Source organism: Rathayibacter sp. AY1F3, from assembly GCF_002931975.1.
GTDB lineage: Bacteria > Actinomycetota > Actinomycetes > Actinomycetales > Microbacteriaceae > Rathayibacter.
On sequence record NZ_PSVF01000015.1, the window covers coordinates 51,404 to 66,820 of the forward strand.

Genomic DNA, 15,417 nt, shown 5'->3' on the forward strand with positions numbered 1-15,417 from the left:
GACGCGGGAGCCGCCGGGCGGACCCCGCGGCCCGCTACTCCGCGCGCAGCCAGACCGTGGTGTCGGCCGGCAGCGCCGGCTCGTGCAGCTCCTCCGAGGACAGCACCACGGAGCCGACGGGCAGCTCGACCGGAGCCTCGCCGAGGTTCGCGATCACCGTGACCGTTCCGTTGCGGAACGCCACGACGTCCTCCGGGTAGCCCTCGAGCCACTCGACGGCGCCGGAGCCCAGGTCCTCGGCGCGGCGCACCGCGAGCAGGGACCGGTACAGCTCGAGCGTCGAGCCCTCGACACCGCGCTGGCGGTCGCGGGCGAGCGGCGCCCAGTCGCCGGGCTGCGGCAGCCAGGAGTCGCCGGAGCCGCTGAAGCCGTACGCGGGCGCGTCCGCCTCCCACGGGATCGGCACCCGGCAGCCGTCGCGGCCGTAGCGCTCGCCGCCGGTGCGGAACCAGGTCGGGTCCTGACGCGCCGAGTCCGGCAGGTCGATCGCCTCGGGGAGCCCGAGCTCCTCGCCCTGGTAGACGTAGGCGGAGCCGGGGAGCGCGAGCATGAGGGCGGTCGCGGCACGAGCGCGGCGCAGCCCCAGGACGGGGTCGGGGAGTCCGGGCGTGCGCGGGCCGATGCCGTAGCCCTGCGGGTTGTCGGACGTCAGGGCCAGGCGGCTCGCGTGGCGCACGACGTCGTGGTTCGACAGCACCCACGTCGACGGGGCGCCGACGGCGGCGAAGGCCTCGACGGAGGAGTCGATGATGTCGCGGAGGGCGGGTGCGCTCCACGGGGTCTCGAGGTAGGCGAAGTTGAAGGCCTGGTGCATCTCGTCGGGGCGGACCCAGCGGGCGAGCTTGGAGAGCGGCTGCACCCACGCCTCGGCGCAGAGCACGCGGTCGTCCGGGTACTCGGCGAGCAGGGAGTGCCAGTCGCGGTAGATCTCGTGGACGCCGTCCTGCGCCCAGTAGGGGGCGGTGGCGGGCTCCTCGCCGTCGGCGGGAGCGACTCCGCCCATCGACCCGCTGTCGGCGGGCGGCGTGTAGTCGGGCAGCCCCTCGGCCTTGATCATCCCGTGCGCGACGTCGACGCGGAAGCCGTCGACGCCGCGGTCGAGCCAGAAGCGGAGGACGTCCCGGAAGCGCTCGCGCACCCACTCGTTCGTCCAGTCGAAGTCGGGCTGCGAGGTGTCGAAGAGGTGCAGGTACCACTGGCCGGCCGAGCCGTCGGGCTCCATGACGCGGGTCCACGCGGGGCCGCCGAAGACCGATTCCCAGTTGTTCGGGGGCAGCTCGCCCGACTCGCCCCGGCCGTCGCGGAACAGGTAGCGCGCCCGCTCGGCGCTGCCCGCGGGAGCGGCGAGCGCCTCCTGGAACCAGCGGTGGGCGCTGGAGGAGTGGTTGGGGACGAGGTCGACGATGATCCGGATGCCCAGGGCGTGAGCGCGGGCGAGCATAGCGTCGAAGTCGGCGAGGGTGCCGAAGAGCGGATCGACGTCGCAGTAGTCGGCGACGTCGTAGCCCGCGTCCGTCTGCGGCGAGGTCATGAAGGGCGAGAGCCAGATCGCGTCGACGCCGAGCTCGGCGAGGCTCTCGAGGCGCGAGGCGATGCCGGGCAGGTCGCCGATGCCGTCGCCGTCCGCGTCCGCGAAGGAGCGCGGGTAGATCTGGTAGATGACGGCGGTGCGCCACCACTCGGCTCCCCGGCGGTGCTCGGCCTCGGAGTCGGGGCCGGGGGAGTTCTCGGGCGCGCCGGAGGTAGCGGAGTCCAGGGTCATGAGGTCCAGTTTATCGGGCGGCTCGTGGGCGCCGGGGGCACGCCCCCCGCCGTCCCGTACAGTCGACGGGTGATCGAAGAGACGCCGGACGAGGCCCGAGCCCGACGCCGACGGGCGCTGCTGTGGGTGGTGCCGCTGCTGGTACTGCTGGTCGGCGGCCTGGTCGCCGTCACCCTCGCGATCGGCGGATTCGCGCTGCGCAGCATGACCGGGGCCTCCGCCGTGCAGCTCGTCCTCGTCGCCTAGGCGGTCGCGGCCGGGCCGTCCTCGTCCTCGGGCGGGGGCGCGGAGGAGGTGCGCGCCCGCTCCTCGGACGCGTGCGCGGTCTCGGGCCCGGTCGCGCGGGCCTGCTCGTCGGCGCGGGTGACCGCCTCCGCGAGCTCGTCGGCGACGAGGTACCCGGGAGAGACGGCCTCGGCCCGGTAGGCCGCCCGGCCGACCATGTGCGCCGAGACGGGCACGGTCAGCAGCTGGAAGCCGATCACCAGCACGATGGTCCCTGCGGCGGCGAAGCCGGGGTTCCGGATGGCGACCGCGAGCATCACGCAGATCAGTCCGAGCACCTGCGGCTTCGTGCCCGCGTGCATCCGGGAGAGCAGGTCGTCGAACCGCATCAGGCCGATCGCGGCCAGCAGCGAGAGCAGGGCGCCGACCAGCAGCAGCACAGCGGTGAGCGCGTCGAAGAACAGGTCCATGTCAGTCCTCCTCGCGGTTGGCCATGAACTTGGCGACGCTGATCGACCCGAAGACGGCGAACAGCGCGAGCCCGAGCGCGACGGGCAGGGTCCGCGCGTGGTGGTTGACCGCCATCTCGGCGCCGATCCCGCAGATGATCGTCGCGACGAGCACGTCGGCCGCGACGACCCGGTCGAGCACGGACGGACCGCGGAGGATCCGCACGAGCGCGAGCAGGCAGGCGGCGCCGAAGACCGGCACCAGGATCCAGATCAGCCAGTCGATCACCGGACCACCCCCGATCCGGCCTCGATCGGCCGATTCACCCGCTGCACGTCCTCGCGGGAGCCGATGGCCCGGACGATGCGCGCTTCCGTCCGGAGGACCGTCCGGCGCACCTCGTCGATCCGCTCGCCCTCGTCGTGGGTCACGCCGAGCACGTGCAGGTAGAGGACGTTCAGCTGCGGGTCCACGTCGATCACCAGGGAGCCGGGGACGAGCGAGACGGCCTCCGTCGTCCAGACGAGCATCCCCTCGGAGCGGCTGCGCAGGTGCACGGCGACGATGGCGTTGTGGACCGGGACGGGCAGGGTCAGGATCTGCCAGGACACCCGCACCGAGGCCACCGCGATGTCGGCCAGCAGGCGCAGGAGGAAGAGGAGCACGAACCACGGGTTGATGCGGTTCGAGAACTCGACCGGCGGCAGGTAGAACACCCGGGTGATCAGCAGGGCGACCAGGAAGCCGGTGACGATCGACAGCACCGAGACGTCGTCCCAGAGCAGCACCCAGATCCCGACGAGGGTCACGAACATCGCGACGCGGTTCCAGATGTCGACGCGGCGGCGGGGGCTCATCGCGGCCCCTCCTCTCCGAAGGACGAGTCGCGGTAGACGGTCGCGATGTAGGTCGCGGGGTCGGCGACCGCGCTCGCCGCTCGCTCGCTCGCGTCGTAGAGGGGACCGGCGCCGACGGTCAGCACGACGCCGACGACGACCATCCCCGCGGTGGCGAGCACCATCATGGGCGGCGAGTGGCGGGTGCGGATGCTGCCCGTGTCGTGGGGGTCCTCCTGCAGCTGGTCGATCAGGGGCGACTCGTAGCCGGGCACCTCCTCCTGGCGGCGCCAGAAGACCATGTTCCAGACGCGCGCGACGGCGTAGAGGGTCAGGAGCGAGGTGACGGCCCCGGCGGCGATGACGGCCCAGATCAGCCACGACGGCTGGTCGACGGCCGACTCCGTGCCGGCGACGAAGAGCCCCACCTTGCCGAGGAAGCCGGTGAACGGCGGGATCCCGCCGAGGTTCATCGCGGGGATGAAGTAGAGCAGCGCCAGCAGCGGCGAGGCCTTGAGCAGCCCGCCGAGGCGCAGGATCGAGGTGGTGCCGCCGACGCGCTCGATCAGGCCGGTCGCGAGGAAGAGCGTCGTCTGCACCGTGATGTGGTGGATGACGTAGAAGATCGTCGCCGCGTAGCCGGCCGGGGTGCCCACGGCGATCCCGAAGACCATGTAGCCGATGTGCGAGACCAGCGTGAAGGACAGCATCCGCTTGATGTCGGCCTGCGCGACGGCGCCGAGGATGCCGACGATCAGCGTCAGCAGCGCCACCACCAGCAGCACCTCGCTCAGCCTCCCGCCGGGGAAGAGCAGGGTCTCGGTGCGGATCAGCGCGTACACGCCGACCTTGGTGAGGAGTCCGGCGAAGACGGCGGTGACCGGCGCCGGAGCCGTGGGGTACGAGTCCGGGAGCCAGAACGACAGGGGGAACACGGCCGCCTTGATCCCGAAGCCGAGCAGCAGCACCACGTGGAGCACCAGCTGCACGTCGGCGGGGAGCTCGGCGATGCGGATCGAGAGCTGCGCCATGTTGACCGTGCCGGTGGCGCCGTAGAGCAGGCCGATGGCCGAGAGGAAGAACACGCTCGAGACCAGGCTGACGACCACGTAGGTCGTGCCGGCGCGGATCCGCGGCGCGGTGCCGCCCAGGGTGATCAGCACGTAGCTCGCGGCCAGCAGGATCTCGAAGCCGACGTAGAGGTTGAACAGGTCGCCCGCGACGAAGGCGTTGAGGATGCCCGCCGAGAGGATCAGGTAGGTCGGGTGGAAGATCGTGACCGGCGTCTCGCGGTTGCCGTCGACGAGGCCCTGGCCGACCGAGAACAGCAGGACGCCCAGCAGGGTGATCGAGGTGATCACGAGCATCAGCGCGGCGAGCGGATCGACGACCAGCACGATGCCCCACGGCGGCTCCCAGCCGCCCACGTAGACGGCGCTGCCGCCTCCGTCGCCGGTGAGGACCAGCACGAGCATCACCGAGGAGATCACCAGCACGCTCGAGAGCGTCACGATGTTCACGGTGATCTGCGCGCGCCGGTGGCGTCCGAGGATCAGCGCGACGGCCGCTCCCAGGAGGGGGAGGGTGACGACGAGCGGGATCAGGGCGTTCATCGGTCCTCCTTCCTGTCGTCGGTCATGGCGCTCTCCCCGTGCTTGGCGGCGGTGCCCTCGTCGCTGGACTCGAGCAGGACGTCGAGCGCCCGGTCGTCGGCGGTGGTCTGGGCCGAGATGCCCGCCGCGTCCTCGCGGACGGAGGCGTCGGTCTCGTCGTCCTCCACCTGGTCGGCGTTGGCGAGGCGCCAGCGCCGGTAGATCATCGCGAGGAGGAAGGCGGACACCCCGAAGGTGATCACGATCGCGGTGAGGATCAGCGCCTGCGGAAGCGGGTCGGCCATCTCGGCGGCGATCTGCTCGTAGGAGCGCCCGTCGTCGGTGACGAACGGCGCGATGCCCGAGCGGCCGGCCATCAGCAGGATGAGGATGTTGGTCGCGTTCCCGACGAGCAGGAACCCGATCAGGATGCGGGTGAGGCTGCGCTCGAGCATCTGGTAGACGCCGGCCGCGTACATCACCGCCATCACGACGACGAGGACGAGGGTGATGCTCATGCGCCGTCCCCCCTGCCCGGTCCGCCGACGACCGTGGAGCCGGTGGGCAGCGAGGTCTCGAGCCCGTCGACCGTGCCCTGGCCGGGGCCGGGGGTGCTGTCGGTCGAGTGCGTGACGCCGTCGCCCGAGGGGGAGCCCTGCTCGGCCTCCTCGCCGTGGCGGTCGACCTCGCCGCCGAGGCTGCGGAGGATGTCGAGGGCGAGGCCGATCACGATCAGGTACACCCCGATGTCGAAGAGGGTGGACGTGCCCAGGTGGAGCTCGCCCAGCACCGGCACCTCGAGGTCGAGCCAGCTCGATTCGAGGACCTCGAGGCCGAAGGCGAGGGAGGAGACGGCGGTGCCGACGGCGAAGAAGAGGCCGAGTCCGAGGACCTTGCCCGCGTCGATCGGCGCGGCCTCGCCGAGCTCGAAGCGGCCGCCGGCGAGGTAGCGCGCGACGAGGGCGAGACCGGCGAGCAGGCCGCCCGCGAAGCCTCCGCCCGGGGTGTTGTGACCGGTGAAGAGCAGGTAGACCGACACGATCATCGCGGGGTGGAAGAGCAGGCGCACCAGCACCTCGAGCACGATCGAGCGGTTCTCCGGCCGGAGCGTGCGCCCGGCGACGAGCCAGGAGCCGCGGTCGCCGTCGCGCTCGGCGTCGGCGGAGGAGGCGGTCAGGTCCATCGCGCGCTCGCGGCGGTCGTCGGCGCTCTGCGACTCGAGGCGGGGCGCGCCTCCGGCCCGGCTGGAGAGGAAGATCAGGCTCGCGACGCCGGTGGCGACCACGACGAGGACCGAGATCTCGCCCATCGTGTCCCAGGCGCGGATGTCGACGAGCAGGACGTTGACGATGTTGCGGCCCTTGCCCTCCTCGTAGGCGAGGCGGGGCAGCTCGGCCGAGATCGGCGTCGCGGTCCGGGCGCCGAGGGCGATGGTGGCGGCGAGGGCCATGACCGCTCCGACCGCGATGCCGATGACGGCGCGCAGGCGCTTGCGCATCGGCTGGTGCTTCGCGGCGATGCGGGTCGGGAGGCGGCGCAGCACCAGGACGAAGACCACGAGGGTCACCGTCTCGATCAGCGCCTGGGTGAGGGCGAGGTCCGGTGCGCCCTGCAGGGCGAAGAGGGCCACCATCCCGTAGCCGGTGGCGCCGGCCAGCAGCACGGCGGCGACGCGGTTGCGGGCGATCGCGCACAGCACCGCCGCGAGGATCATCACGGCCGCGACCGCGAGCTGGCCCGGGCTGTCCCAGAAGACGAGATCGCCCGGCCAGGTGCGGTTGAGGGCGGCCGCACCGCCGACGCCGAGGACGAAGACCGCGAAGATCACCGTCAGGTAGCGGGGGAGCGAGCCGCGCTGGACGGACTCGGTGACCGTGCTGGCGACACGGTCGAGCCAGCGGACGGTGGCCCAGTAGCCCTCGGCGGAGTCGATCCGGTTGGGCAGCATCGACTGGGCGCGCGCGACGGCGACGCGCTTGGCGAAGAGCAGGAGTCCGACGGCGATCACGAGGGCGCTGAGTGCCAGCGCGGGCTCGAAGCCGTGCCAGAGCGCGAGGTGGTAGCCGCCGTGGTCGGAGGCCTCCGCGGCGGCGGCGAGCTCCGGGTCGGCGTCCGGGGCGGCGTAGGGGAGGGTGTCCGCGTAGACGGCGACGAGCGGGTCGAGCACGGAGGCGGCGATCCCGCCGATCACGCTGGCGGCGGCCAGCAGCACCGGGGCGGCGGTGAAGGTCCACGGCTCGGCGTGCAGGTGCGTGTCCTCGAGCCCCTTCTTGCGGGCGAAGGCGCCCCAGAAGAAGCGCGCGGAGTAGGCCACGGTGAGGATCGAGCCGAGGACGAGGCCGACCAGCGCGACCCAGGCCCAGAACGAGCCCTGCTCGATCGCCGAGATCAGGCTCGTGAACACGGCCTCCTTGGCGACGAAGCCCAGCAGCGGCGGGATGCCCGCCATCGACAGCACGCCGACGAGGGCGGCGCCCGCGAGCACCGGCGCCTGCCGTCCCAGGCCGCTGAGCTTGCGGAGGTCGCGCGTGCCGGCGCGGTGGTCGACGATGCCGACGGTGAGGAAGAGCAGCGCCTTGAAGAGAGCGTGGGCGACGAGCAGGGTCAGTCCGGCCAGCGCGGCGTCGCGCGAGCCGAAGCCGACGGCGACGGTCAGGAAGCCGAGCTGGCTGACGGTGCCGTAGGCCAGCACGAGCTTGAGGTCGTACTGCCGGAGCGAGCGCCAGCCGCCGACGAGCATGGTCCAGACTCCGACGCTCACCACCACGGGCAGCCAGACGGAGTCGTCGGCGAAGCCCGGCGCGAGGCGCGCGACGAGGTAGATGCCCGCCTTCACCATCGCGGCGGCGTGCAGGTAGGCGCTGACCGGCGTGGGAGCGGCCATCGCGGCCGGCAGCCAGAAGTGGAACGGCACCAGGGCGGACTTCGAGAACGCGCCGAGCAGCACCAGCACCAGCGCCGTCGACACGATCGGGCCGGAGGGGGCGGCGGCGACGATCCCGGAGAGGCTGGTGGTGCCGGCCTGCACGATCAGGACGATGATCCCGACCAGCATCGCCAGCCCGCCGAGAGTCGTGACCAGGAGCGCCTGGAGACCGGCACCGCGGCTCTCCTTGCGCCCGCTGTAGTGGCCGATGAGGAGGTAGGAGAGGACGCTCGTCGCCTCCCAGAAGACGAAGAGGATGATCACGTCGTCGGCCGTGACCAGCCCGTACATCACTCCGGCGAACGCGGACAGGAGCGCTGCGAACCGGCCCAGCGAGGGCTCGTCGCGGCTGAAGTACGTCGCGCAGTAGGCGAGGACCAGGGCGCCGACTCCGCTGACCACGAGGGCGAGGACGATCGAGAGCGCGTCCAGGCGGAAGGAGAGGGCGATGTCGAGCGCGGGGATCCACGGCACGGACTCGCGGATCTCGCCGCCGTCGAGGATCGTCGGCAGGGCGGTCGCGGTGGCGACGAAGCTCGCGGCCGGGATCAGCGCCAGCGCGTAGAACGTCTTCGGCCCGAACCGGTCCACCAGCCAGGGGGTCACCACGGCGATCGCGAACGAGATCACGAGGATGAGGAGCATCACATGTTCCTCCCAAGGTGTACCCAGCACATAAGTCGGTCAAGAATATCGGAGCGCCCTCCCGCGGAACCTGAGTGCGCGGAGGCTTGACGGCCCCGTCGTGATCCGCCAGGGCCCTACCGTGGGGAGCATGGCCCGCTCGCTCCTCCCCGACCAGCTCTGCCGACTCCGCGTCCACGACCTCGCGACGGGGGAGTCGACGACCGTCTTCGAGTCCGACTCCCTCCTCGTGGAGGCGCCGAACTGGACTCCGGACGGCTCCGCCCTGATCGTGAACGGCGACGGCGGCCTCTTCCGACTGCCGCTCGAGGGGACGCCCGTGCTCGAGCCGATCCCGCTCGACGGGGTGCCGGCCGAGCTCAACAACGACCACGTGCTCGCCCCGTCCGGCGGGCTCGCCTACGTCTCGGCGCGCGACGGGCACCTGTACGCGGTCGAGCTCGACGGCTCCGCCCCCGCCCGCCGCCTGACCGCCGAGCGCGAGGGCGCGCGCTTCAAGCACTACCTGCACGGCGTCTCGCCCGACGGCGCGACCCTCGCGCTGATCGGCGGCGGCGACGCCTCCGGGCGGTGGCGGACCGACGTGTTCACGATGCCGGCCGGGGGAGGCGCGCTCACCGCCCTGACCGACGACGAGCCGGCGGACGACGGCGTCGACGTCTCGGCCGACGGCCGCACCCTCGTCTTCAACTCCGAGCGGGCCGGGGGCGGGGCGCAGCTGTTCCGCATCGGCCTCGACGGCTCCGCGCTCTCCCGCCTGGTCGAGTCGGGCACGGTCGACTGGTTCCCGCACGAGTCGCCCGACGGCGCGCACCTGCTCTACCTCGCCTATCCGGAGGGGACGGCCGGGCACCCCGAGAACGTCGACGTCGAGCTGCGGCTGCTCGACCTCCCCGGGCGCTCGACGCTCGAGCCCGGCCGCGTGCTGGAGCGCCTCCACGGCGGGCAGGGGACGATCAACGTCTCCGGCTGGGCGCCGGACTCGACGCGCTTCGCCTACGCCGACTACCCGCGGCACTGAGAGCCTGAGTCCTTGCCGCGCATGCGCGGGAGAGGGATCGATCACGGCGGGGAGCGGGTCTTGAATCGGGGGATGAGCATCGACAGCGCAGCATCCTCCTCCGTCACCCGCTCGCCGCTCGGCGACTCCGGCATCGACGTCTTCCCGCTCTCGCTCGGCGGCAACGTCTTCGGCTGGACCGCGGGCCGGCAGACCTCCTTCGACGTCCTCGACGGCTACACGGCCGCGGGCGGCGACTTCATCGACACCGCCGACGCCTACTCCGCCTGGGTCCCGGGCAACACGGGCGGCGAGTCCGAGACGATCATCGGCGAGTGGCTCGCGCAGCGCTCGGGGGACCGGGAGGACGTGGTGATCGCGACGAAGGCGGGCCGCCACCCGCAGTTCACCGGCCTCGCGCCCGACACCGTGCGCGCGGCCGCCCGCGCCTCCCTCGAGCGCCTCGCGACCGACCGGATCGACCTCTACTACGCCCACTTCGACGACGAGGCCGTGCCGATGGCCGACATCGCCGCCGTGTTCTCGGAGCTCGTGGACCAGGGCCTGGTCCGCGCGATCGGAGTGTCGAACTTCAGCGCCGAGCGCGTCGCGGAGTGGCTGCGCATCGCGGGCGAGGAGGGCCTGCACGCGCCCGTCGCGCTGCAGCCGCACTACAACCTCGTGGAGCGCGGGATCGAGGCCGACCTGCTGCCCCTCGCCCGCGAGGCGGGGCTGGCCGTCGTCCCCTACTCCGCCCTGGCGTCGGGCTTCCTGACCGGCAAGTACCGCGACGGATCGACGCCCGAGGGCCCGCGCGCCGACGGTGCCTCCCGCTACCTCGACGGTCGCGGCCGCGGGGTGCTGGCGGCGCTCGATGCGGCGGCGGAGGCGCACGACGCCGAGGTGGCGACGGTGGCGCTCGCCTGGCTCCGCTCGCAGCCCGGAGTGGTCGCGCCGATCGCCAGCGCCCGCGTGATGGAGCAGCTGCCGGCGCTGATCGCCTCGGCCTCCCTCGAGCTGAACGCCGAGGAGCTCGCCGCGCTCGACGAGGCGAGCCGGGCGTAGCCGCAGACGGGCGGCCGCGGGGGCGCGTCCCCCGCGGTCATCGACGCTCCGCGGAGGTGCTATCGTCTAACGGTGCCAAATCGCGGGCACGCCCCGAGAGGGGCTGTCAGACCCGCAGGTGCGCCCCCTTAGCTCATTGGTAGAGCACTTCCTTGGTAAGGAAGAGGTAGTGGGTCCGATTCCCACAGGGGGCTCCGTTCCCCGCAGGCCAGACCTGCGAAGAACGCGCGGCGGGGTAGCTCAGGTGGTTAGAGCACACGGCTCATAATCGTGGTGTCGCGGGTTCAAGTCCCGCTCCCGCTACAGCGAGAAGGCCCCGGTTCGCGCGTCGAACCGGGGCCTTCGGCGTTCCCGGGCGAGGTCCTGCCCGCGGGAGAGGTCTCAGACCGCGCAGCCCGCGAAGAGCACGTCGTCCGAGGAGACCAGATCCTCCAGGGTCAGCAGGCGGTCGAGGTCGTGGCCGGCGGCCAGGGCGTTGGCGCGCTCCGGTGCGGTCCGGGGGGCGAGGCGCCCCTCCATGACCCCGCCGAGGGCGCGGACGGCGCACGCGGCGACCACTCCCTCCGGGGTTCCGCCGATGCCGAGGACGAGGTCGACGCGGCCCGCGGGATCGGCCGCCTCGATCGCGACCGACACGTCGCCCTCGCCGCGCAGCTCGAGCGCGACCCCGGCCGCGCGCAGAGCCGCGATGAGCCCGGAGTGACGCGGCTTGTCGAGCACGACGACGACCAGCTCCGCGACGGGCTTCCCGAGCGCCGCCGCCAGCCGTGCGGCATTCTCGGCGGGAGGGAGGTCGAGCGAGACGGCGCCCCGGCCCGCTCCCGAGCAGACCAGCTTGTCCATGTAGAAGACGTCGCGCGGGTCGAACAGCGTGCCTCGCGGGGCCAGCGCGATCACGCTCACCGAGCCGGGGAGCCCCTCCGCCGTGAGCCGGGTCCCGTCGAGCGGATCGACCGCCACGTCGCAGGAGGGTGCGGAGGCGCGGCCGAGGCGCTCGCCGTTCGCGAGCATCGGGGCCTCGTCCTTCTCGCCCTCGCCGATCACGACGACGCCGTCGAACGGAGCGTCGGCCAGCACGGCGCGCATCGCCGCGACCGACGCCTCGTCCGCCGCGATCTTGTCGCCGCGCCCGTACCAGCCGCGCGCCGCCTCGGCCGCCGCGCGCACGGCGGCGGCCACCGCCTCCTGCAGCTCGGCCGGGTAGGCGGGCGACGCGATCAGCCGCAGGCCGCTCATGCGCGCGCGGGCTGAGCGGTCGCGGTGCGGACCAGCCGCTCCAGGGTGCGCAGGCCGTCGGAGGAGAGCACCGACTCCAGGTGCCCCTGCACCGACGCGACGTGCTCGCCGCGCAGGGCGTTGACCACTCCCGTCTCCGGATCGACCGACACCTCGAGCCCCAGCCGGGGCGTGCGCGCGACGCCGGGGGCGACGGAGGAGAAGGTGTTGTAGAAGCCGATCGCGGCGTCCTCGCCGAACACGTCCACCGCCAGGCGCACGCCCTGGCGGGGCGCGGGCAGCGGCTCGACCGGGAGGCCCGCCAGCAGCGACAGCATCTGGTGGCTGAGGCAGACGGCGAGCATCGGCCGCTCGGCCTCGAGCCGCGCGGTCATCAGCGAGCGCAGGTGCGCGATCCGCGGCTCGGAGTCGTCGCGGGGGTCGCCCGGGCCCGGGCCGAAGACGACGAGGTCGTCGCTCAGCACGTCGGCGACCTCCGACCAGCGCTCGACCCGGGCGTCCATCCCGAGGTGGCGCAGCTGGTGGGCGAGCATCGTCGTGAACTGGTCCTCGTTGTCGACGATCAGTGCGGTGTGCCCGGCGAGGCCGGCGATGTGCTCGGGCGCCTGGGGTCGGAGCCAGAACGAGGCGAGCCGCTCGTTGCGCGCCTCGAGCGCCTCCTGCACGCCCGGCTGCGCGTTCAGGTCGAGGGCCGGCGGCACCTCGCGGTGCGGCAGCAGGCCCAGGGCGGAGAGGACGCCCGACGCCTTCGCGCGCGTCTCGGCGACCTCGCCCTCGGGGGTGGAGTGGCGGACGAGCGTCGCGCCGGCCGGCACGGTGAGGCGGCCGTCCGCGCGGAGGTAGGCGGTGCGGATGAGGATGGGGGCGTCGACCGTGTAGCCGTGCTCCTCCGGCTCGAAGAGGGCGAGCACGCCGGAGTAGTAGCCGCGGGGCTCCTTCTCGTACTCGGCGATCACGGCGCACGCGTTCTCCATCGGCGAGCCGGTGACGGTGGGCGCGAACATCGTCAGCCGCAGGACCTCGCGCACGTCGAGTCCGGTGCGGCCCTCGAGCAGGTACTCGGTGTGGCTGAGCCGCGACATCTGCTTGAGGAACGGCCCGAGGATGCGGCCGCCGTCCGGGCAGACCGCGCTCATCATCTTCATCTCCTCGTCCACGACCATGAAGAGCTCCTCGCTCTCCTTGACGTCGGCGAGGAACGCGAGCACCTCCTCCCCGGTGGGTCCGGCCGCGGGGTGGCGGAAGGTGCCGCTGATCGGGTTCATCATGGCGACGCCGTCGCGCACCGAGACGTGGCGCTCGGGGGTCGCGCCGACGGCGGTGACCGTCTGCGCGCCGTCGACGCCGGGGGTGTGGATCGCGAAGGTCCAGTACGCGCCGGACTCGTCGGTGAGCAGGCGGCGGAACCAGGCCAGGACCGCCTCGACGGGCGGCGCGTCGGTCTGCGCGACGAAGGCGCGGTTGATGACGAAGTTGGCGCCCTCGCCGCGGCCGATCTCGTCCTCGATCACCCGGCGGACGATGTCGGCGTACTCGTCGTCCGGCACGTCGAAGCCGCGCTCCTCGACCGGGATCTCCCGCTCGGGCAGGAGCCGCAGCACCTCGGCCAGGGGGACGCTCTCGCGCTCGCGCACCACGAGGTTGCGCAGAGGGGCTCCGTCGTCCTTCGCCGCGAAGCCGCGCTCGCGCACCTGCCGGTAGGGCACGAGGGTCAGCACGTCGTCGCCGTCGAGCGGGATGTCGGCCAGGCCCTCGACGTCGAGCACGTCGCCCGTGAACACGTCGACGGCGTCGCGGCCCTGGCGGAGGACCACCGCGAACGGCAGCGTCCCGTCGGAGGCGAGGATGCGGGAGAGGAGCGAGGTCATCGTGGTCCTTGTATCGGGTCGTGCCCCACCCGGGCCCTGACATGCAGAACGACCGCCCGGAGGAGGCGGTCGCGTGCGAGGGGTCTGCGCGTCGGTCCGCCTAGGAGGCGGGCCACCAGGGGCTTCGGATCGACGTGCGCACGCGGCGAGTCTACGGGAGAGCCGGGCGGCGGCCAAGCGGTGTCAGGCGGCCGGCCGCTCGGTCGGCTCGCCCCGCAGGGTCCGGAGCAGAAGGGTCGCGCCGGCCGTCGCGGCGGGGGTGGCGACGACCGCGCCCCCGGGGACGAGGAACGCCAGGTAGACGGCGATGCCGAAGCCGAGCGAGACCGCGCGGTGCTCGCCGAGGAGGCGGCGGCGGTCGCGGAGGGAGAGCCCCCGGGCGTCGCCCGCGAACCCGGTCAGCTCGAGCGCGAGGGCCCTCCCGCCGACCAGGGCGCCCGCGACGAGGCCGACGATCGAGCCGACCAGCGGCACCAGGCCCAGCAGCACCAGGACCACGCCGATCCCGAGGGAGGTGGCGACCAGCACGGCGGAGTCGCGGAGGCCGCGGCCGACCCCCTGCCAGAAGGTGCTCTCGCGCTCGTCGGGCACGCCGCCGAGGTCGTCCTCGACCCGCCGCCAGATCCGCTCGTAGAAGGGGTCGCCGACCAGCAGGGTCACCGCGGCGAAGAGGACCACGCCGAGGGCGAGCACGGCGCCGACCACCGCGATCGAGAGCACCAGGCGGACGGTGGCGGCCGTGCCCTCGTCCCAGCCGCCGGCGAACGGGGTGAGCGCGGTCACCGCGTCCTGCACCCGCGTGAGCACCAGGACCAGCACGCCGACGAAGACCAGACCGACGATCAGGGGCGGGATCGCGCCGAGGAGCATCGCCCGCGGCGAGCGGACCCAGGTGCGGAAGCCGCGGAGGAAGAGCCGGGCACCGAGGCCGAGATCGCGGAGGACGCTCATCCCCCGATCCTCGCAGGTGGGTCCGGGTCGGGGGTCCGGCAGAACACCCGACCGCCCGGGGTGCGGAGCCTCAGACCCGCTCGAACGGAGCGAGCAGCCCCGCCATCGCCTTCGTCCGCGGCGCGGCGTACTCGTCGCGCCGCGAGGTGCTGACGCCCATCGCGACGAGCCCCTCCACCAGGCGCACCGCCGAGGCGACGCCGTCGATCACGGGCACGCCCAGCTCCCGTGAGAGGTCGCGGCACAGGTCGGCCATGCCCGCGCAGCCCAGCACGATCGAGTCGGACCCGTCGACGGCCAGCGCTTCGGCGCACTCCGCCAGGATCGCGCGGCGGGCGTCGGAGCGGGGGTCGTCGAGTTCGAGCACGGGGATGTCGCAGGCGCGCACCTGACGGCAGGCGTCGCCGAACCCGGCGCGGCGGGCGATGTCCCAGGCGCGGCCGCTCGTGCGCGAGAGCGTGGTGACCACGCTGAAGCCCCGGCCGACGAGCGCGGCCATGTGCATGGCGGCCTCGGCGATCCCCACGACCGGGCCGCTCGCGATCTCGCGCGCGGCGTCGACGCCCGGGTCGCCGAAGCACGCGACGACCGCGCCGTCGCAGCCGGCCGCCTCCGCCCGGGCGATCTCGTGCAGGACGCCGGGCACGGCGAGCGCCTCGTCGTAGTGGCTCTCGATCGACGCCGGACCCATCGGCGGGGTGACGGCCGTGATCTCGGTGCCGAGCGAGGCGACGGAGCGGGCGGCCCGGCCGATCGCCGCGGTCATCGCAGTGCTGGTGTTCGGGTTGACGACGGTGATGCGCATGGTGGTTCCTCGGTTCGGGTGCCGGGAGGGGGAGGGACCCGCCCGGCCGCCGGTCC

The 15,417-nt window shown here is 73.1% G+C and carries 14 protein-coding genes and 2 tRNA genes; 5 read left to right on the forward strand and 11 right to left on the reverse strand.

What is annotated here, in order from left to right:
- Positions 1–34: 34 nt before the first annotated feature.
- Entirely contained in the window at positions 35–1,762 is a 1,728-nt protein-coding gene (locus tag C5C39_RS10575) for a glycoside hydrolase family 13 protein (RefSeq protein WP_104353348.1), read from the reverse strand.
- 69 nt (positions 1,763–1,831) lie between these two features.
- On the opposite strand from C5C39_RS10575, the gene C5C39_RS17510 reads away from it, so the two are divergent.
- Positions 1,832–2,008, forward strand: a complete 177-nt coding sequence (locus C5C39_RS17510) for a hypothetical protein (protein WP_181067860.1) — start codon at positions 1,832–1,834, stop codon at positions 2,006–2,008.
- Here C5C39_RS17510 and mnhG read toward each other — a convergent pair.
- From mnhG to C5C39_RS10605, 6 genes are read right to left on the reverse strand one after another with little or no spacing between them, the layout of a single operon-like run.
- The gene (gene mnhG, locus C5C39_RS10580; protein ID WP_219813331.1) at positions 2,005–2,457 is read right to left on the reverse strand and encodes a monovalent cation/H(+) antiporter subunit G; all 453 of its coding nucleotides are present in this window, start codon (positions 2,455–2,457) and stop codon (positions 2,005–2,007) included. The two genes, C5C39_RS17510 and mnhG, sit on opposite strands and share 4 nt — an antisense overlap.
- Before the next feature lies 1 nt (position 2,458).
- Positions 2,459–2,725, reverse strand: coding sequence for a monovalent cation/H+ antiporter complex subunit F (locus tag C5C39_RS10585; protein ID WP_308470711.1), 267 nt, complete (start codon positions 2,723–2,725; stop codon positions 2,459–2,461).
- Positions 2,722–3,294: a Na+/H+ antiporter subunit E gene (locus tag C5C39_RS10590; protein ID WP_104234245.1), complete on the reverse strand. Its 573-nt coding sequence runs from the start codon at positions 3,292–3,294 to the stop codon at positions 2,722–2,724. The genes C5C39_RS10585 and C5C39_RS10590 overlap by 4 nt, the downstream gene beginning before the upstream one ends.
- On the reverse strand, positions 3,291–4,886 hold the full coding sequence (locus tag C5C39_RS10595) for a Na+/H+ antiporter subunit D (protein ID WP_104223613.1): 1,596 nt from the start codon (positions 4,884–4,886) through the stop codon (positions 3,291–3,293). Before C5C39_RS10595 ends, C5C39_RS10590 begins: the two co-directional genes overlap by 4 nt.
- On the reverse strand, positions 4,883–5,383 hold the full coding sequence (locus C5C39_RS10600) for a Na(+)/H(+) antiporter subunit C (RefSeq protein WP_104223614.1): 501 nt from the start codon (positions 5,381–5,383) through the stop codon (positions 4,883–4,885). The genes C5C39_RS10595 and C5C39_RS10600 overlap by 4 nt, the downstream gene beginning before the upstream one ends.
- Positions 5,380–8,436 carry a Na+/H+ antiporter subunit A gene (locus C5C39_RS10605; RefSeq protein WP_104282419.1) on the reverse strand — a complete coding sequence of 1,019 codons (3,057 nt, stop codon included), beginning with the start codon at positions 8,434–8,436 and terminating at the stop codon, positions 5,380–5,382. Before C5C39_RS10605 ends, C5C39_RS10600 begins: the two co-directional genes overlap by 4 nt.
- A gap of 130 nt (positions 8,437–8,566) precedes the next feature.
- Here C5C39_RS10605 and C5C39_RS10610 point away from each other — a divergent pair, with 130 nt between their 5' ends.
- The 4 genes from C5C39_RS10610 to C5C39_RS10625 all read left to right on the forward strand — a co-directional run bounded on the left by C5C39_RS10610 (position 8,567) and on the right by C5C39_RS10625 (position 10,804).
- Positions 8,567–9,457, forward strand: a complete 891-nt coding sequence (locus C5C39_RS10610; protein WP_104353349.1) for a PD40 domain-containing protein — start codon at positions 8,567–8,569, stop codon at positions 9,455–9,457.
- A 72-nt stretch (positions 9,458–9,529) separates the two neighbouring features.
- Positions 9,530–10,501: an aldo/keto reductase gene (locus C5C39_RS10615; RefSeq protein ID WP_104353350.1), complete on the forward strand. Its 972-nt coding sequence runs from the start codon at positions 9,530–9,532 to the stop codon at positions 10,499–10,501.
- 122 nt (positions 10,502–10,623) lie between these two features.
- A tRNA-Thr gene (locus C5C39_RS10620) sits at positions 10,624–10,695 on the forward strand.
- A 35-nt stretch (positions 10,696–10,730) separates the two neighbouring features.
- Positions 10,731–10,804 (forward strand) — tRNA-Met (locus C5C39_RS10625).
- A gap of 78 nt (positions 10,805–10,882) precedes the next feature.
- Here the strand turns inward: C5C39_RS10625 and C5C39_RS10630 are convergent.
- The 4 genes from C5C39_RS10630 to C5C39_RS10645 form a co-directional block, all read right to left on the reverse strand.
- Positions 10,883–11,737: a fructose-bisphosphatase class II family protein gene (locus tag C5C39_RS10630; RefSeq protein ID WP_104353351.1), complete on the reverse strand. Its 855-nt coding sequence runs from the start codon at positions 11,735–11,737 to the stop codon at positions 10,883–10,885.
- Positions 11,734–13,605: an anthranilate synthase family protein gene (locus C5C39_RS10635; protein ID WP_104353352.1), complete on the reverse strand. Its 1,872-nt coding sequence runs from the start codon at positions 13,603–13,605 to the stop codon at positions 11,734–11,736. Before C5C39_RS10635 ends, C5C39_RS10630 begins: the two co-directional genes overlap by 4 nt.
- Before the next feature lie 183 nt (positions 13,606–13,788).
- The gene (locus C5C39_RS10640; protein WP_104223620.1) at positions 13,789–14,556 is read right to left on the reverse strand and encodes an EI24 domain-containing protein; all 768 of its coding nucleotides are present in this window, start codon (positions 14,554–14,556) and stop codon (positions 13,789–13,791) included.
- A 70-nt stretch (positions 14,557–14,626) separates the two neighbouring features.
- On the reverse strand, positions 14,627–15,361 hold the full coding sequence (locus tag C5C39_RS10645; RefSeq protein WP_104353353.1) for an aspartate/glutamate racemase family protein: 735 nt from the start codon (positions 15,359–15,361) through the stop codon (positions 14,627–14,629).
- Positions 15,362–15,417 lie beyond the last annotated feature (56 nt).